Raw genomic sequence first — 17,265 nt, 5'->3', positions numbered from 1 at the left:
GCCCGGCTTACAGCTCGGCGGGGTACACAAAGATTTCGACCCGACGGTTACGGGCCCGGTTGTCCGGGCTGTCATTGGCGAACAAGGGTTCGAATTCGCCACGTCCTTCAGCGGTAAAGCGCGCCGGGTCGATCTGATTGCCTTGCAACCTGTGCAATACCGCCTCGGCACGGGCCAGCGACAAGGCCTGATTGGAGCCCAGGCCTCTGGCCACCGGCGTGTCATCGCTATGCCCGATCACCTTGATCTGCACCGGCCACTGCTCCAGGGCCGCCGCAATGCGCGACAACACTGGCTCATAGGGCGCCGCCACTTCACTGCCGCCGGTGGCGAACAGGCCCGAGGAACTGATGATGATGCGCACCCCCTGCCCGTCTTCGAGCAGGTTCAGACGCCCCGCACGCAAATCGGCCGACAGCGTCTCGGCCAGGGACTGGGTCAAGCTGATCAGCGGGGCCTGCTCCAGTGCCTGCAAACGTAAAAGGGTCTGATAGGCGCGATTTTCCAGGTGCCAGGTCAGGCCCGCGGCCAGCACCAGCAACAGGGCGCCACAGCCCCACCAGACATAGCGCTGGCGTCGGCTGAAGTAGCCGCGACTCCACGAACGCAAATGCTCGTCCAGGCGGGCCTTGGGCAGGTAGCCGCGTTGCAGGCGGATGGTTTCGAACAGCTGGTTGCGGCGCAACGCCAGTGCCGCGCGCCCCTCGCTCTGGATGCGATAGCGGCCTTCCAGCCCCAGGGCCAGGCACAGGTACATCACTTCCAGCAGGGCAAGGTTTTCCTGGGGCTTGAGTTCCGCGGCGTCGAGGTAGGCGAAAAAACCGTCACCACCGGAGGTCTGGCCATGAAAGATCATCAACAGACTGTGTCTGGACCAACCGCCGCGCCCCCATTCGGAGCCCGAAATAAATTCATCGAGCAAGGTACAGATGGCGTACTGGGCCCGTTCCACCGTATCCAGCGAAGCCCCGTCAGCCATGGCCTGACGATGAAAGGTGCGCACCTTGGTGACCAGTCGGGCCCGCAGCTCATCCAGATCCGGCGCACGTTCCAGACCGCGCAGCAGTACCACTTCATACAACAGGTCACTGGCGCGCTGGCCAAGCCCGTCGCTGCTCAGCGGGGGCAATGCTTCAGCCGGGCCGGCGGGTTGTGCAGAGGCACGCAAACGCGCCCTGATACGGGCTAACGGAGAGACAAAACGACGAATCATTGAGGGTCCTTGATCGCCCAGAAGGCCAGTTGCAAGCCGGGGAAGTCACCGGCCAGATGGAGTCCGAAACCGGCACCGGTGTTGAGTTCCTGCCACAGCGGATGATCGCTTTGCAGCTCGAAATAGCTGAAGCCCGCGTAATAGGGCAGTTCCCGCGGAGCGGCCGGCAAGACACTGACGCCAAGCCCGGGCAACTGCAGGTCCACCAGGTCGGCTACCCGCTCTGCAGGGCCAATTTTCAGGCGGGTCGGGAACACCTTGCGCAGTTCATCGTCCGGCACCTGGGCGCGCACCGCGAGCACAAAGCGGGCGCTGGCGTACAGGCTTGAGTCGAGCACGGCGGCAAAGCGGATACCATGTTCGCGCTCGTGCAAAACCAGAGGAATGACATCGGTACCGGCCTGGGCGCTGAGGGTATAGGCCAGATCGTCCATGATCGGGGCGAAGCATTCGCCAAGCCGGTCGTGGCGATAGACAGGATAGGTTTTGGGCCGTTTACTGCTTTCAGAAAATATCGCCAGCTCCCCGGCCAGCCCCAGCAACTCGCGGTAGAGCACCTCAGGGTGCAAGCCCGGATAGCTTGCCAGATGACCCAGCATGGACTCGGCCCGGTTGATGGTTTGCAGCATCAGAAAATGCTGGACCTCCGCCACGCCGCCCAGCCCCGGCACCCCCATATTGGTCGCCAGCATGTAGCCACGCTGCTTGACCCGGCTCAGAAAGTCGTCAACAAAGCTGACCAGGGGCCGGGCCAGACGCCAGTTCAACACCGGCGCGATAAAGCCCTCATCCAGACTGACCTGGCCACCGGGGCTGCGCTCGGCGATGCGCAGCACGTCCAGATAGACATGGGACCGTGCAACGTCGCGCTTGCCCGCCAGCATCAGGTTCAGCCGCGCCAGTTGCAGGGTCGCCTCGCCCGTGTCGGGGGCCGAACTATCCAGGGCCGGCGCTTCCACCAGACGGTAGCGCGCCAGGCTGTCGGGGCCGCTGTCACGGCTTACTTCGACAGTCGAGATGCCCGGCGCGGGCAAGGCCAGGACCACCTCCAGTTCCCGTGCGCCCTCGGGCACCACAAAGCGGGTGCGGGCCAGCTGCTCGGTGTCCAGATTGAAGAGTGTGCCGTCGGGCAAGATGCCGGCGCACTCCAGTAACTGCACGTAGCCCAGGGCCAGTTGGGCCGCATCGACCTTCAGCGCGGTAAAGCCCCAGGCATGGCTTTGCAAAGCCTGCAGGCCCTGCACCAGTTGCGCCTGCTGGTGGCGTTGTTGCTGTTGAAAATGCTGCGGCTGGAGGAACATCCCTTCCGACCACAGCACCCGGTCATTGCTGAACACTGGATGCTTCTCCTTGTAATGGAATCAGGCGGATCGAAACCCGGGTCCGTTGCAGATTGATCTGCAGCGACTCGGGGGTTTGCCCATGAAACACCTCCACGGTGCGCCACTGGGCATTTTCCAGGTCGCGGTATTCCGCCACTGCGCCGAACAACTGCACAGCAGGTTCGGGCACAAAACGCCGGGTGAGCTCCTCGCCCGGTCTTAACTGGAACGTCTCGCGCTTCAACCAGGCGGGGCTGGCCGGCTCTGCGCCCGGCTCCAGCAGACTGGCCGGGTCAGCCGCGAGAAATGCCTTGGCATCACTCAGTTGGTAGATCGTCAGAATCACGGGCGATGGCCGCCCATGGATATCCGGATTCACATCGAGGGCAGCCTCGACCTGCAGGCTTCGGTACGGATCGGGTGGCGGGTCCTGGAACCAGCCGAACATCTGGCAGCCCTGCATCCCGCCAAGTACCAGCACCGATGCGCCGCAGAGCGCCAGCCGGCGCACCTGCCTAAGGGCGTCAGTCACGACCATGGTCGGCTTCCTCGGGTTGCTTGGGCATTTGTGGTTTCTGGGTGGGGATGGGCTGCGGTGCCTCGGCGGGATCGGCGCTGCTGTCGCCCCCGCCGTTGATGTCCACCTTGCCCTTGGCGTCGATGGTCACCAGTGCGCCGTTGATCGCCACCCCCTTGGGCCCCAGGACCAGGGTGCTGGAGCCGGCTTTGAGGGTCAGGGTCTGCCCCGCCTCGAGGGTCAGGGTCTGCGAGCCCTTGAGGTCGACGCTGGCGGCGCCGAGCCGGAACTTGCCGCCGACCTTGGTATCGCTGTCGCCAGCAACCTCCAGCGAATGGCCGCCTGCTACTTTGAACCGGTGATCGGCACCGGTTTCCATCGAGTAACCGGCACCGACTTTGATGCTGCGGTCACCCACCACCTCCAGCGAATGGCCGCCCGCAACGTACACATTGAATTCGCCACCCAGATGCTGATGGGCATCCTTGAGCACCTGCTGGAAGGAATTGCCCCCCACCTTCACGTGGCGGTCGTTGCCCACATGCTCCAGGGCATCGTTGCGCACCGTGACGTCCTGATTGCGCCCGGCATGGAACAACAGTTGTTCGGCGCCGTCCCTGTCTTCAAAACGCAGTTCGTTGTAAACATCCCGGGCCCCCAGCGACTGGCTTTTAATCCCGCTGCGCGCCACCTGTGCCGGCAATTCATGGGGCGGGCGCATGCCACCGTTGTACAGGCTGCCGGTGATCAGAGGGCGGTCCGGGTTGCCGTCAAGAAACTCGACAATCACTTCCTGACCGATGCGCGGCAGAAAAATCGCGCCCCAGCGTTGCCCTGCCAGCGGTTGGGCGACGCGCACCCAGCAGGAACAGTTTTCGTCGGTCTGTTCGCCACGGTCCCAATGGAACTGCACCTTGACCCGGCCGAATTCATCAACCCACAGCTGCTCGCCGGCCTTGCCCACCACAAAGGCGGTCTGCGGGCCGGGCATTCTGGGGCGCGGGGTCTGGACCGGGGCGCGATAGCGGGCATTGCTGCCTATGGCCTCGATATCACAACTGAAGCTCGGTGCACTGACCCCGGTAGACGAAACCCTGCAAGTGGCGGTCAGCGTGGCCCGGGTAATCAAGTATTCGGCGTTCTGCCCAGGGTCGGCATGCCCGGACAACTTGAACGTGCAACCGGGCAACAGATAAGGCGCACAACCCGTGGCCCCGACCCGTTGCCGCAGCGCGTGCAAAGCCTGCACCCGGACCTTGGTCGCGGCCTCACCGCTGGCGCTGTTGTTAAAATGACCGGGGTAGCGGTAGTGCTCAAACCCGGCCTGATCATGGCCCGCGGCGATCGAGGCCGCCGCCGCAAGCACGCTGGCCTCACGGGTATTGGCTTTGCTGAAATCAAAATCAGCGGCACTCACCCGACCGCTGCACAGGGCCTGTTGCGGCACCCAGTCCCAAAGGCTGTGGAAGTTGTCGTCGCTGCCCATCCGCCAGTACAGGGTGTCACCGGCCTCCAGACTCCGGTGTTCACTCATCGAGTCGGTCACCACCAGACTGTGCCCTTCGCCGCTATGGCGGAAGAAGTAATAGAGACCGGCTTCCTCCATCAGGCGACTGACAAAGGCGGCATCGGTCTCGGCAAATTGCACGCAATATTCCAGTGCCGCATAGCTTTCCGTCGCCGCCCACTCCACCTCGCCGGGGTAAGGCGCCAGCACAGCCTTGAGCACCTCCAGCACGCTCTGGTTCTGAAAAATCCGGCAGTTGCTGGCACAGCTTGCAAACCACAGCCAGGGCCGCAGCAAAAACTCGTAACAGGGGAATCGCCCCTCATCGCCAAGACGCCGAAAGCCACAGACATGGCCATGCACCTTGCGCGATGAGGGGCTGTTTTGTGCCGAATGATGAAGTTCAAGCCCAAGGGCCTTGCCCAGCCAGTCGTCCGCGTTCAGTTCCCCTTCCGGGCTCAACACCTTCACCCGGTACTCAAACAGCTCGCTCAGGCCTTCATGACCGTGCAGCCCGGCAAACAACAAGGCACTTGAGCCCGGTGGCCCGGTAAAACCACAACGTGGCAGCAAAGAATCACTCATTGCACAACAGCTCCTCAACTGACCAGGGTTTTACCGGTGCCGGGGTGATCGATCTTGATCACCCCGGCCCAGTTGCACATACAGGTACATTTGCCGTGTAACGCCGGTTGCCCGGCGATAAAGGTTTTTATCGCCCCGGGGGTCCAGGGCGAGCTGGTAGCCGGTATGCAAGGCATGGGCGTCAATACCCCCATCGCCGCAGACGTGGCAGCAGACACCGCCGGGTTGGCCATCGACTTGCAGACACCGAACGGCGCGATATTGACCATCGGTTTGTGATCCATGATCGTGGCCGCGGGCTGGCCTTCAGCGGTGACCCGGTTGACCGGCAACACCGCCAACTTGGCGGGCGCTGCGCCAAATGAGCAACTTAACAGCGCACCCATTACAACTTGTTGTGGCACAGGTAGCCCTCCGCGTAATGATTCATGGCTTTAGGTAACAACCGGTAGCTAATAACTGATGGGCGCAGCCTAAAGAAAAGCAGGCACCATCACATAGGAATAATCCTAAACTTGATAAGTTTTTTCAGACGATACCCGCAAACAGAAAATCCGCTTAAGCGCTTATCTGCCACGTAAACTTTCTTATCAAGTTCAGCGAGAGCAACCTTAAGCCCTGGCGCTTTCAAATTAAATCCATGGCACTTTGAAAACAGCAAGGACTTAAGGTTTATACAGTCGCCCCCCTCAAGACGCTGTGAGCACCTCGTTGGTAAAAGGCTAATGTTCCACAGCGTCACAAGATGATTTTTGGCGAGCCGGCTATTTTATTGATGGCCATTATCTGTTGCGCCTTCGACACCAGAAACGCTTTTCTGTTGAGGTCCTGAGTCTTGGACAACACCCACACCTCACGAACCTTGATCGGGCTCGTCACCCCCAAGCCCTGATATATATTGATATGCGGACGCCCAACAAGCAGCACCTCATTATGATTGCTCATTACTCTGGCGGTACGCCCAAGCAATTCCATCGGCGTACAAAGTTGATTAAACCCGCCCGCCACTTTCTTGCCCGGGTTTTTCGTCACCCCGGAATAAATAGCATCCACCAAGGCATAAGAATTGGTGACCTGGGTGCTGCCGTTTCTTCCAGGCTGTGTCCCGATATGATTAGGAAAACTTACATCATAGGCATGGGTGCCCAAGATATTTTGAATCGGCACATCCAGCACCAGGGCCAATTCTCCAAAGGCCATGGTTTCTGCGTCTGAATCCGCACTGGCTCCTTGCATACGACCCAAATCAACCAGCGATGCGCTGATCACATCCCAGGTTTTAAACACCTCCTCAGCCGGCCTGGATAATAACGGGCTCAGGTCCGTACCCACGCCCATTAAATATTTGTAACGCAACGTATGAACCAATGCCCGAGACGGGCCCAACTTCTCCGGGCTCCACTCTTTCAGAATACTGACCTTATTCACAACATCCACCTTTTACATCCAGACTTAAAAACACAACAATCTTTTTCGTTCAGCCAATCAACACACTGAGGGGCGACTACACACCACCCAGAGTGTCAAACCGCTAACGTTGAGTGACGTAGCGCTGGCGTACGCCTGGAGTTGCTCAGGAAACACGTCAAGCCATTGCGGACGCAACCAGCGCTAAATGGCGAAAAAGGTTTTATCGTCTTGAAGCGCACTTCTGAACTTACGCTGACGCCAAACCACGTCCTGTCGACACTACACAATGACATGCTCAAAGTTTAGCGGTATATCACTATTGGTGGACAGCATCAGGGCACCTCGCATAGCCGCTACAGGCCTATGGTACTTTTGAAGCACATACCTCTTGATATCTGTTTTTAATTTAACGCCCGGCTCCCGTATCCACTCAAAGACTCCGAAATTAGCATCAAACAGATAGATTTTTCCATCACTCTTCAACTTGAGCAATGCCATCGCATGAAAACTATCATATTTACGCATTACTTTGAGCAACGGACTTTTATCAGCACCTATCTTCCAGGACATATAAACAACCGCATTCTCACCCGACGGCAGCGAAAATCCATTCACCAATGCAACCGAGGAATCATAATCATTGACACTGCGTCGCACCAAGCACTTATCGGGCACTTTCAACTGCAATTCAGACACTTTGTTATTCATAAAATCCAATGAGCTACCACCCGCATCATCATAAGCTTCGTACTCAGCCTGTATCTTTCCCCCCATAAAAAAATTGGGTGGCGACAAGGTGCCTGACACCCCCGTTATAATTTCAGACATCCACAACCATGTCTGACCCAAACAAAGCCCTGCACTATTAGTTGCTTCCAAGTGCTCGTGATAATTAATCGCTCTATGTAGCCGCTTGAAACTCATACCCTAAACTTACCTTAGTATTCAAAACTATCAACCCAGCCGCTCCGAGAAGCATCCCCCAAAGCACTTCAACATCAAAAGTTGTAGTGTTTAACCTGCACGAGACTCAACAAACCTGCCTGAAAACATAGTGGAGCGGCTATTAACCAGTTCCAAAACATTGCTACTATCTTTACATCTCAACTTCCAGCCCTACCCCGCCCTCTGCGATGTTCAAACTCAGACTCTTAGGAGCTTTCTGACCCTTGGTCCATTGCAAAAACACCCGACTCATCTGTGGCAACAACTCGCGGGTGAGGATGGTGTCGACCATACGGCCGCCGCTCTGGCGGTCGGTGCACTGGCCGACGATATGCGCCACCAGGCCCGCGTCGTAGTGCAAGGGCACCTGATAACGGTTCTGCACCCTTTGCACCACGCGCTGCAACTGCATTTCAACAATGCTGCCCAGCATCTCGTCATTCAGGGGGAAGTACGGGATGGCCACCAGCCGCCCCAGCAGTGCCGGGGGTTTACTCCGTACGCTGAACGAGGGGTTATTGCCCTCTACCACGACACGCCCCTTCTACAGACATCACGCTGTCGACACTACACAATGACATGCTCAACATTTAGCGGTATATCACTTTTGGTGGACAGCATCATGGCCGACCGCATAATCAATACGGATCGACCGGGACTCTGAAGCATGAACTTCTTTATATCTTTTTTTAATTTAACCCCCGGCTCCCTTACCCATTCAAGGACTCCGTGATTAGCATCAAACAGATAAATTTTTCCATTATTCTTCAACTTGAGCAATCCCATTGCATGGGAACTATTACGCATCACTTTGAGTAACGGACATTTACCAGCTATCATCCAAGACATATAAATAACCGCATTCTCGCCCGACGCCAGCGAAAACTCATTCACCAATTCAACCGAGGATTCATGATCCTGGGCGCTACGTTGCACCAAGCACTTATCGGGCACTTTCAACCGCAATTCAGACACTTTTACATCCACAAAAGGCAGTGAGCCGCCACACGCATCATAATGAGCTTCGTACTCAGCCTGTATCTTCCCCCCCGTCAAAAAATTGGGTGGCGACAAGTCACCTGACACCCCAGATATGATTTCAGACATCCACAACCATGTCTGACCAAAACAAAAGCCCCCTCCATTAGTTGCTTCCATGTGTGCCCGATAATCAATCGATCTATGTAGCAGCTTAAAACTCATACTCTGCACTTACCTTGGCATTTAAAACCATTAACCCAGCCGCTTCGAGAAGCATCCCCCAAAGCACTTCAAAATCCAAAAATGTAGTGTCTAACCTGCACAAGGCTCAACAAACCTGCCTGAAAACATAGTGGAGCGGCTATTAACCAGCTCCAGAACATTGCGGCTATCTTTACATCTCAACTTCCAGCCCTACCCCGCCCTCTGCGATTTTCAAACTCAGACTCTTAGGAGCTTTCTGATCCTTGGTCCATTGCAAAAACACCCGGCTCATCTGTGGCAACAACTCACGGGTGAGGATGGTGTCGACCATACGGCCGCCGCTCTGGCGGTCGGTGCACTGGCCGACGATATGCGCCACCAGGCCCGCGTCGTAGTGCAAGGGCACCTGATAACGGCTCTGCACCCGTTGCACCACGCGCTGCAACTGCATTTCAACAATGCTGCCCAGCATCTCGTCATTCAGGGGGAAGTACGGGATGGCCACCAGCCGCCCCAGCAGTGCCGGGGGTNTTCAAACTCAGACTCTTAGGAGCTTTCTGATCCTTGGTCCATTGCAAAAACACCCGGCTCATCTGTGGCAACAACTCACGGGTGAGGATGGTGTCGACCATACGGCCGCCGCTCTGGCGGTCGGTGCACTGGCCGACGATATGCGCCACCAGGCCCGCGTCGTAGTGCAAGGGCACCTGATAACGGCTCTGCACCCGTTGCACCACGCGCTGCAACTGCATTTCAACAATGCTGCCCAGCATCTCGTCGTTCAGGGGGAAGTACGGGATGGCCACCAGCCGCCCCAGCAGTGCCGGGGGGAATACGTTGAGCAGTTGCGGGCGCAGCAACTGCTCAAGGTCCTGGGCTGTTTCGCCGCCGCGCAGGTTGAACAGCGCCTCGGTGCCGACGTTGGTGGTCATCAGGATCAGGGTGTTGCGAAAATCGATGACCTGCCCTTCGCCGTCTTCCATCCAGCCCTTGTCAAAAACCTGGAAGAACACTTCATGTACGTCGCGGTGCGCCTTTTCCATTTCGTCCAGCAGGATCACGCAGTGCGGGCGGCGGCGAACCGCTTCGGTCAACACGCCGCCTTCGCCGTAACCGACATAGCCGGGCGGCGCGCCCTTGAGGGAGGCCACGCTGTGGGGCTCCTGGTACTCGCTCATGTTGATGGTGACCAGGTTGTGTTCACCGCCATACAACAGCTCGGCCAGGGCCAGCGCGGTCTCGGTCTTGCCGACCCCGGAGGGGCCGGCCAGCATGAACACACCCACAGGCTTGCCGGGGTGGTCGAGGCCGGCGCGGGAGGTCTGGATGCGGCTGGCAATCGCCTGCAGGGCATGGGGCTGGCCGATGATGCGGTGCTCAAGGCTGGCGGCCAGATCGAGGATGGTGTCCAGTTCATCGCGCTGCAACGTGCCCAGCGGAATCCCGGTCCAGCCCTGCAACACATCCGCCACGGCCTGGGCGTCGACATCGGGCAGCACCAGGGCCGCGGTCCTGGCGTGGGCGGCCTGCAGGCGCTGCTGCAATGCATCGGCACGCTCCAGCAGGGCTGCCCGCTCAGGAAACTCGCCTTCATCCTCGGCCTGCAGGCGTTCGCGCAGCTGCTGGATTTCCTCGACCCATGCCGCTTCGATCTGCCAGCGCGCTTCCAGCCCTCGCCCGTCATGCAGCTCTTCGCGCAGCTGTTGCTCAAGGTTGAGCAAACGCTGGGGATCCCCCAGGCCGATGGCCTGTTCGCGCTGCACCATGGATTTTTCTGCGTGCAGGTAGGCCAGGCGCTCGCGATGGTCTGCCAGCTCCCCCGGCAATGCCTGCTGACTGATGCGCACCCGGGCACAGGCGGTGTCCAGCAGGCTGATGGCTTTGTCCGGTAGCTGACGCTCAGGCAAGTAACGGTGGGACAGGTTCACCGCCGCATGCAGCGCTTCGTCGAGAATTTGCACCTGATGGTGTGCCTGCAAGGTGGGCAGTACGCTGCGCAACATATTGATCGCCACTTCGGGGCTGGGCTCATCCACCCGCAGCACCTGGAAACGTCTTTTCAGGGCCGGATCTTTTTCGATGTGCTTTTTGTATTCGTCCCAGGTGGTGGCACCAATGGTGCGCAGCTGACCCCGGGCCAGCATCGGCTTGAGCAAATTGGCCGCATCACCGGTACCCGCCTGCCCCCCGGCCCCCACCAGGGTATGAACTTCATCGATAAACAACAGGGTCGGCACTGCCGCGGCCTGAACCTCATCGACCACCTGACGCAAGCGCTGCTCAAACTCGCCCTTGACCCCGGCGCCCGCTTGCAACAGGCCGATATCCAGTGCCAGCACCCGTGCCTGGCGAAACGCCTGGGGCACGTCACCGGCAACGATACGCTGGGCAAACCCTTCGACCACGGCGGTCTTGCCCACCCCCGCCTCGCCTGCCAGCAAGGGGTTGTTCTGGCGCCGGCGCATGAGGATATCGATCAACTGGCGCACTTCATCATTACGCCCCACCACCGGGTCCAGCTCGCCGCGCCGGGCTTGCTCGGTCAGATCGCTGGTGTAGCGCTGCAAGGCACTGCAAGACTGACCTGGGACATTGGTTATATCGCCCTCGACAAAGGTCGCCGGTTGTTCCGGTGAACGCTGCACGATCTCGCTGAACTGCTCCATCAGCAGTTCGCGGTTGATCTTTTCGAACTCCCGCGACATGGCGAACAAGGTATGGCGCAAATTACTGGTGCCCAGCACCCCGAGCAATATATGGCCGCTGCGAATCTTCACCGCATCGAGCTGCAACGCACCGTATATCCAGCTGCGCTCCATGGCTTCGTCCAGTTGCCCAGACAGGTCAATCACCGATCCGGAGCGGGCAGGCAAACGCTCGAGGGCGTTGATCAGGTCGGTCACCAGCCGGGCGTTGTTCAGCCCGAACCGTTCGTTGATCCGGCGCAGATCGGAGTCGGGCTCCTGCAACATTTGTTGAAACCAGTGCACCAGCTCAACGTAGGGGTTACCGCGCAGACGGCACAGGCTGGTGGCAGACTCCATGGCCTGGAACGCCAGGTGGTCAAGTTTGCCAAATAGCTTGGCGCGGCTGATATCAGTCATGGCTCAATTCCTGTTGAAGTCGGTGAAGACGGGCCCTGCTCAAGACGCAAGCCCGTGAATGAAGCGAACGCGATGTGCCGGGCAACCATGAAGCCAGGCCCAATGCCTGGTTGGCTCCCAGGCGCACTGCCGGCTCAGCCTCATCGGCGATCAGCAGTTGCACATCCCACTCAAAACAGCTGCCCAGGTAGTCATCGACCAAACGGGTCAGGCTTTGTAACAGCGCAGCGGCGGACAAAAATTGCTCCAGCCGGGCAATCGTCAGGGGCCCCAGCACCAGGCGAACGCTGTGCTGGGCATTCCATACCCGGCGCCCCAGCAACGCGCTGTGCCCCAGTTGTGCGGCACCGGCGCCGCCAAGCCGGGGTTGCTGCAGGGCGGTCTGTTCGCTCCAGCGGCCGAACCATTGCTGCAACCGCACCGGCATTTGCAGATGGTCGCGCAACACCGCCAGCAGCCCTTCGGCGCTACGCCGCTGGTCGACATACTGAGCGGCGTAATAGCGCTCACCACGGGGCGTGAAGGCCTGTACATAATCCGCAAAACGGTCCTGCCCGGGACGGTCGGCCGACACCGCCGGCCGGGTCATCGCCCAGCTGCGATACAGCAGGCACAACAGGCGGTGATGGAAGATGTCGAGAAAGTCCGCCAGCAGGAAATCGTTGTGATTGATTTGCCGGGACAAAACGTCCTCGCTGAATGCCAGCGGCATCGGGCCGTTGACCCCGGTCAGGCCAAAAAACGTAACCGCCAGCCGGGCCGCCCGCCCCTCGCGCAGTTGCAGGTTGCGCAGCATCCCCGGCTCGAAGCCCAGCGACACTGCCTGCCCGAGACGCAGCGGGTCCTGCTGCAAGTGTTCGCTGGTGCCCAACCTTGGCGTGCGCGGGTCCAGGGCATCGATGCAGCGCAAGGCACTGAAAAAATCGAAGCGCCAGGCAGCGCTCTGCAGTTGCGCCCAGAAATCTACAGGACCATGCATTGGCCACCCCTGACCGGCCACCGGTGAATCAGCCCCCGGCCCCGGGTGTACAACACCGTGCAGGTAAAGGAATTGATGGCCGCGTAACGGGCGAAAAACCCTTCCAGCACGCCCCCAAAAACAAAGGCACCGATGCCTTCGCACGCCGCATCGTCGAGGGTCAGTTCAAACTGCAGCCCGCGCCCGAACACCACCGGCCCCGGCCCGGCCAGACGCCGGGTGAGGACACTGGCGCGTAACGAGAGGATGCTTTGGAGCAGACGTTGCAGCACGGCATCATCGGACGCGATGTACAGCGACAACATCTCGCGCAGGGCAGCGGCTCCCGCCTGACCGTCCGCATCTGCCAGCGGCAGAAAGTTACGCGACAAATGCTGGATCGCGCTCCACGGACCTGCGCCCGAGACCGGCAGGGACAGCGGCGCCGACGGCCCGGCCAGGCGCCGAATGGAGATCACCGGCGCACTGACTTCAAGGACGAAATCGGTGTTGCCCTTGCCAAAACGGATGTGCTGCACCAGGTGCCGGTTGGAACAGATGACATCGGCCGCCAATTGATGCAGATCCGGGCGGTACGGCGGGTGCTCGGGGTCCACCAGGGTGATGGACAGGTCACAGCCCGCGTAGGGCGGCTGGCCATTGAACCCCGACGCCATGGGTCGTGAAGGCCTGCGCTGGGACTGGAAAAAGCCCGTGCCCCGGGCCTCGGCCTGGCCGGCCAGGGGCGAATACAGAGGGACGAAACGCTGGTGCTCGCGACCGCCGCGAAAGTAACCCTGCACCTGCAGCACCTGATGTATTTCATGATGCAAAGGGTTGGCCTGATCGACCACCACATCGATATCGGTGCGGTGCTGCTGCAGATTGATCCGGTCGGTGCGCTTTTTGAACAGGTTCTGCACCGGCACACAGAACAGGCTGAAAAACGAAGGGTCAAGATCCGCCGGCAGCGGATTTGACAAGGGTGCCAACAAGAACACCAGTTCCAGCGAGTCGGTGCCACAGCGGCGAACCGCAGGTCCCAGGCCGCACAGGCGGATGAAACGCTGGCTTTCGGGAAACGCCAGAAAGCGCCTCAACAGGGCAAAAGCGTCGGCACCGTCGCCAGCGCGCGGCTTGAGCTGCGCATCCTGCCCGGGCTCCAGGTCAACCTGGCTGATGTGCCCGGGTTCGATCACCTCGCACCCGTCATCATCACTGCCCGACGGCCTGGCGATAATGCCTAGGGTGCGCGACAGCAACGCTTCATGCACCGCCAGCGTCGGCGCTCCGGGGCGCCCCAGGTACAGGCATAAGTGTTCCAGGGCCAATTGATTGAACAGGGTGCCGGCAGTGGTTTTCAAGCGCAGCCTGATGGCCGAATGGGCCTCCACGGCGAGCCCGGCGGGCACACCCGAAAGCAGGTTGGCACTGGGCAGGTACTCTGCCGACTCGATCTGCAATGGCCATAGGGTCACGGGCTGCAGGCTGCGCCATTCGCAACGGGCACTCTGGCCCTCAACATCGGCGAAGGCACTCAAAGCGCTGTCGGCCGCCAGAGAGAAACCCTTGACCAGGCTGCCCTGATGCAGATCCGGGGTTAACTGCACCACCGCCATGGACGGCAGTGGCGCCAAAGAGTGGGGTTGAACCCGTTCCAGCAAATTCCTGGTGAAGTGTGGAAACTCGGATTCCATTTGCAATTGAATACGCGCCGTCAGAAACCCCAGGCCCTCCAGCAGGCGCTCGACGCCGGGATCGGGGTCGTGCCGGGAGTCCAGGTTGAGGTGACTGGCGACTTTGGGGTAGATCCGGGCGAATTCACCCGCCCCCTCGCGCAAAAACTCAAGTTCGCGCTCATACAGGCGCAACAGGCGCTCATCCATGGTGTTGCACACCGTCAGGGGTGTCGATATGCACCGCACCGCTTTGGGTATTCCACAAAGAACGAAACGTGAAGGGGTACACCTGCATTGCGCAACGCAGCTGCCCTTGAATCAGAAATTGCATGTCGGCCATGGGCTCACTGCCATTGGCAACCCACGACACCTGCAGACTATGGCGAATGATTCTCGGCTCGTAAGTAAAGATGGCCTGCCGAATACGTCGCTCCAGGAGGTGCGGGGCAAGACCGGACAGGGTTTGCCCCGCCACATTGCCGATACCGTAATTAATCACCGAGGTCGCCGCATAAGGGCTGGCACTCAGGTCCTGGCCACCCGCCAGCCCGCTGGTATTGAGCAGCGTGCTCAGGTCGGAGCGCAGCCGCGACAAAAGCGTTTCTCTATTGAAAGAGTGGATTGACGGAACTTGGGGATGAAGACCAAGACTCAAGCGTTCCAGTAATGTACAGGCCCTGCTGTTCATACCAATACCCTGATCGCGTGTCGCACATAAACTGACTGACATGGCACAACTTTTAAATCCAGGGTGCCCTGTTACAACCGGGGCGGGCACCCTGAAGCCAAAGGGTTAAGCCTTGGCAAACACGTCATAAGACTTTTCAACGGAGCCTTTATTCACATCACCGTCAAAGTGGACGTACTTATACTTGATGTTGATAAAGTTCAATGACAGGTGTTCGGTAGGACGATTGTTCGCGGTGCATTGCGTAGAAAAAGAGCTGACAACAGGCTTGGTCAGTGTAATTTGCAGCAATTCTTGCGACGTTTTCGACGAGCCGGCCGCATGCAGCACAACAATAGTGGCCGAATCAAATGCAGTGCCCACCAACGACTGGATAAAGAACTCCGGCGAGGTTTTATCGGCGCCTTTGGTCAACAAGAATTCAGAGATAAACGCCTGCCCCACATCACGGTCATTGCCTTGCACTTGAACATGGCGCGATACATTCAATGAGTAGGATTCAAACTCAATCCACTCCTTATACTTTTCAACGGTCGAGGTGCCTTTGATTTCTTTATCAAACTTTACCAATATCATAATGTACTCCCAGGAATAATCACCACAGGGTGAAGAACCACATCAGGGAAAGCCCTGTTGTGCTAACAATGCTGTTAAACGTTATGCTTTAACCGAAGGCAACTTGGAAACCAGTCGCAATGAAACAGTCAAACCTTCCAGTTGGTAGTGGGGCCGCAAGAAGAATTTGGCCCGGTAAAACCCTGGATTGCCTTCATCTTCTTCCACCACCACCTCGGCTGCCGCCAGGGGTTTACGCGCCTTGTCGGCATCGGTGGCAGTGGCCGGATTAAGGTCAACGTATTGATTGATCCAGCCGTTGAGCCAGTTTTCAATTTCCGCGCGCTCTTTAAACGAGCCGATCTTGTCGCGCACGATGCATTTCAGATAGTGGGCAAAACGGCACGTGGCGAACAGATAAGGCAGGCGCGCGGCCAGTCGGGCGTTGGCCGTGGCATCCGGGTCGTCGTATTGCTGCGGGCTATGCAGTGACTGGGCACCGATAAAGGCGGCCACAGAGCTGTTCTTGCAGTGCACCAGCGGCATGAAACCGTTATTGGCCAGCTCCAGTTCACGGCGGTCGCTGATGGCGATTTCGGTCGGGCAGGTCATGTCCACCCCGCCGTCTTCGCTGGGGTAAGTGTGCACCGGCAGGCCGCTGATGGCGCCGCCGGACTCGATACCACGGATCTGTGAACACCAGCCAAACTGCTTGAAGGACTGGTTGATGTTAAGGCCCATGGCATAGGCGGAGTTAACCCACAGGTAGTTGGCCGAATCGCCCCGGGTCACTTCTTCAAAGTTGAAATCTTCCACCGGTGCGGTTTTGGCGCCGTAGGGAATTCGCCCCAGGAAACGCGGCAGGGTCAGGCCCACATAGCGCGAGTCTTCCGAGCTGCGGAAGTTGCGCCAGGCGGCATGCTCCGGGGTCTGGAAGATTTTGCCCAGGTCCCGCGGGTTGGCCAGCTCTTGCCAGGAGTCCATCAACAGGGCCCCAGGGTCGGCCGCACTGATCAACGGCGCATGGGCCGCCGCGGCAATTTTGGCCATGGAGGCCAGCAGCTCGACATCGGGCGGGCTGTTATCGAAGTAGTAGTCTGCGATCAAGGCACCGAAGGGCTCGCCACCGAACTGCCCGTATTCATGTTCATAAATCTTCTTGAACAGCGGGCTCTGATCCCAGGCCGCGCCTTTGAACTTCTTCAGTTCACGGGCCACCTCGGCCTTGGAGATGTTGATAAAGCGGATCTTGAGCTTTTCATCGGTCTCGGTATTGCTCACCAGGTGATGCAGGCCGCGCCACGCCGACTCCAGCTTTTGAAAGGCTTCATGGTGCAGGATCGCATTGACCTGGCTTGAAAGTTTGCTGTCGATGGCGGCGATGAGCGCTTCAATGGTGCTCAGGGTGTCATCGGCAATCAGGTGCACAGAACCCAGTGCCTGCTCGGCCAGGGTTTGCACCGCGGTGTGCAGGGCGTCACTGGCCTGTTCGCTGCGGGGTTTGAACTCCCGTTGCAGCAAGCTGCTAAAACTGTCGGCCTCCAGGGTGGTGGCCTGGCTATCTTGACTTTGAAGCTGTTCAGTTGCAGGCATGATT

The 17,265-nt window shown here is 59.0% G+C and carries 15 protein-coding genes and 1 pseudogene; all 16 read right to left on the bottom strand.

From position 1 onward, the window contains the following. Window positions 1-7: 7 nt before the first annotated feature. Window positions 8-1,213, bottom strand: coding sequence for a type IVB secretion system protein IcmH/DotU (icmH, locus tag FEZ21_RS10395; RefSeq protein WP_160627042.1), 1,206 nt, complete (start codon window positions 1,211-1,213; stop codon window positions 8-10). Further along, a complete protein-coding gene (tssK, locus tag FEZ21_RS10390) occupies window positions 1,210-2,550 on the bottom strand; it encodes a type VI secretion system baseplate subunit TssK (RefSeq protein ID WP_160627040.1) in 1,341 nt (446 codons plus the stop codon). The genes icmH and tssK overlap by 4 nt, the downstream gene beginning before the upstream one ends. Then, the gene (gene tssJ, locus FEZ21_RS10385) at window positions 2,537-3,073 is read right to left on the bottom strand and encodes a type VI secretion system lipoprotein TssJ (RefSeq protein ID WP_003446723.1); all 537 of its coding nucleotides are present in this window, start codon (window positions 3,071-3,073) and stop codon (window positions 2,537-2,539) included. The genes tssK and tssJ overlap by 14 nt, the downstream gene beginning before the upstream one ends. After that, window positions 3,060-5,144 (bottom strand): type VI secretion system Vgr family protein, encoded by a 2,085-nt coding sequence (locus FEZ21_RS10380; protein WP_010656794.1) that lies wholly within the window; start codon window positions 5,142-5,144, stop codon window positions 3,060-3,062. Before FEZ21_RS10380 ends, tssJ begins: the two co-directional genes overlap by 14 nt. A gap of 14 nt (window positions 5,145-5,158) precedes the next feature. After that, window positions 5,159-5,530 (bottom strand): DUF4280 domain-containing protein, encoded by a 372-nt coding sequence (locus FEZ21_RS10375; protein WP_003446719.1) that lies wholly within the window; start codon window positions 5,528-5,530, stop codon window positions 5,159-5,161. Between the two features lie 352 nt (window positions 5,531-5,882). After that, entirely contained in the window at window positions 5,883-6,572 is a 690-nt protein-coding gene (locus FEZ21_RS10370) for a hypothetical protein (protein ID WP_178092368.1), read from the bottom strand. A gap of 261 nt (window positions 6,573-6,833) precedes the next feature. After that, window positions 6,834-7,478, bottom strand: a complete 645-nt coding sequence (locus tag FEZ21_RS10365) for a hypothetical protein (protein WP_160627039.1) — start codon at window positions 7,476-7,478, stop codon at window positions 6,834-6,836. Between the two features lie 172 nt (window positions 7,479-7,650). Continuing rightward, a pseudogene (locus FEZ21_RS10360) lies at window positions 7,651-7,989 on the bottom strand (type VI secretion system ATPase TssH); the annotation flags it as partial. A gap of 77 nt (window positions 7,990-8,066) precedes the next feature. After that, on the bottom strand, window positions 8,067-8,702 hold the full coding sequence (locus FEZ21_RS10355) for a hypothetical protein (protein ID WP_160627037.1): 636 nt from the start codon (window positions 8,700-8,702) through the stop codon (window positions 8,067-8,069). Window positions 8,703-8,874: 172 nt separating this feature from the next. Then, window positions 8,875-9,189 carry a hypothetical protein gene (locus tag FEZ21_RS10350; protein ID WP_373683728.1) on the bottom strand — a complete coding sequence of 105 codons (315 nt, stop codon included), beginning with the start codon at window positions 9,187-9,189 and terminating at the stop codon, window positions 8,875-8,877. Beyond that, a complete protein-coding gene (gene tssH / locus FEZ21_RS10345) occupies window positions 9,161-11,788 on the bottom strand; it encodes a type VI secretion system ATPase TssH (RefSeq protein WP_160627034.1) in 2,628 nt (875 codons plus the stop codon). The genes FEZ21_RS10350 and tssH overlap by 29 nt, the downstream gene beginning before the upstream one ends. Next, window positions 11,781-12,767: a type VI secretion system baseplate subunit TssG gene (tssG, locus tag FEZ21_RS10340; RefSeq protein ID WP_010656797.1), complete on the bottom strand. Its 987-nt coding sequence runs from the start codon at window positions 12,765-12,767 to the stop codon at window positions 11,781-11,783. Before tssG ends, tssH begins: the two co-directional genes overlap by 8 nt. Next, window positions 12,752-14,632 (bottom strand): type VI secretion system baseplate subunit TssF, encoded by a 1,881-nt coding sequence (gene tssF / locus FEZ21_RS10335; protein WP_160627032.1) that lies wholly within the window; start codon window positions 14,630-14,632, stop codon window positions 12,752-12,754. The genes tssG and tssF overlap by 16 nt, the downstream gene beginning before the upstream one ends. Further along, the gene (gene tssE / locus FEZ21_RS10330) at window positions 14,625-15,113 is read right to left on the bottom strand and encodes a type VI secretion system baseplate subunit TssE (protein WP_160627030.1); all 489 of its coding nucleotides are present in this window, start codon (window positions 15,111-15,113) and stop codon (window positions 14,625-14,627) included. Before tssE ends, tssF begins: the two co-directional genes overlap by 8 nt. 105 nt (window positions 15,114-15,218) lie before the next feature. Then, window positions 15,219-15,689 carry a type VI secretion system tube protein Hcp gene (locus FEZ21_RS10325; RefSeq protein WP_003446705.1) on the bottom strand — a complete coding sequence of 157 codons (471 nt, stop codon included), beginning with the start codon at window positions 15,687-15,689 and terminating at the stop codon, window positions 15,219-15,221. Window positions 15,690-15,770: 81 nt separating this feature from the next. Further along, window positions 15,771-17,261, bottom strand: a complete 1,491-nt coding sequence (gene tssC / locus FEZ21_RS10320) for a type VI secretion system contractile sheath large subunit (protein ID WP_010656799.1) — start codon at window positions 17,259-17,261, stop codon at window positions 15,771-15,773. Between the last annotated feature and the right edge of the window lie 4 nt (window positions 17,262-17,265).

Origin of the sequence: Pseudomonas sp. 9.1(2019) (assembly GCF_009910445.1) — a bacterium.
Classification (GTDB): domain Bacteria; phylum Pseudomonadota; class Gammaproteobacteria; order Pseudomonadales; family Pseudomonadaceae; genus Aquipseudomonas; species Aquipseudomonas paraversuta.
The sequence above is the reverse complement of the archived record's forward strand: the minus strand, read 5'-3'. Positions and strand labels throughout refer to the sequence as shown.

Bases quoted from the DNA above. Each gene is read 5' to 3' on its own strand.
- icmH (WP_160627042.1), bottom strand. From the start codon at position 1,213: ATGATTCGTCGTTTTGTCTCTCCGTTAGCCCGTATCAGGGCGCGTTTG.
- tssJ (WP_003446723.1), bottom strand. From the start codon at position 3,073: ATGGTCGTGACTGACGCCCTTAGGCAGGTGCGCCGGCTGGCGCTCTGC.
- FEZ21_RS10380 (WP_010656794.1), bottom strand. From the start codon at position 5,144: ATGAGTGATTCTTTGCTGCCACGTTGTGGTTTTACCGGGCCACCGGGC.
- FEZ21_RS10375 (WP_003446719.1), bottom strand. From the start codon at position 5,530: ATGGGTGCGCTGTTAAGTTGCTCATTTGGCGCAGCGCCCGCCAAGTTG.
- FEZ21_RS10365 (WP_160627039.1), bottom strand. From the start codon at position 7,478: ATGAGTTTCAAGCGGCTACATAGAGCGATTAATTATCACGAGCACTTG.
- FEZ21_RS10355 (WP_160627037.1), bottom strand. From the start codon at position 8,702: ATGAGTTTTAAGCTGCTACATAGATCGATTGATTATCGGGCACACATG.
- tssG (WP_010656797.1), bottom strand. From the start codon at position 12,767: ATGCATGGTCCTGTAGATTTCTGGGCGCAACTGCAGAGCGCTGCCTGG.
- tssF (WP_160627032.1), bottom strand. From the start codon at position 14,632: ATGGATGAGCGCCTGTTGCGCCTGTATGAGCGCGAACTTGAGTTTTTG.
- tssE (WP_160627030.1), bottom strand. From the start codon at position 15,113: ATGAACAGCAGGGCCTGTACATTACTGGAACGCTTGAGTCTTGGTCTT.
- FEZ21_RS10325 (WP_003446705.1), bottom strand. From the start codon at position 15,689: ATGATATTGGTAAAGTTTGATAAAGAAATCAAAGGCACCTCGACCGTT.
- tssC (WP_010656799.1), bottom strand. From the start codon at position 17,261: ATGCCTGCAACTGAACAGCTTCAAAGTCAAGATAGCCAGGCCACCACC.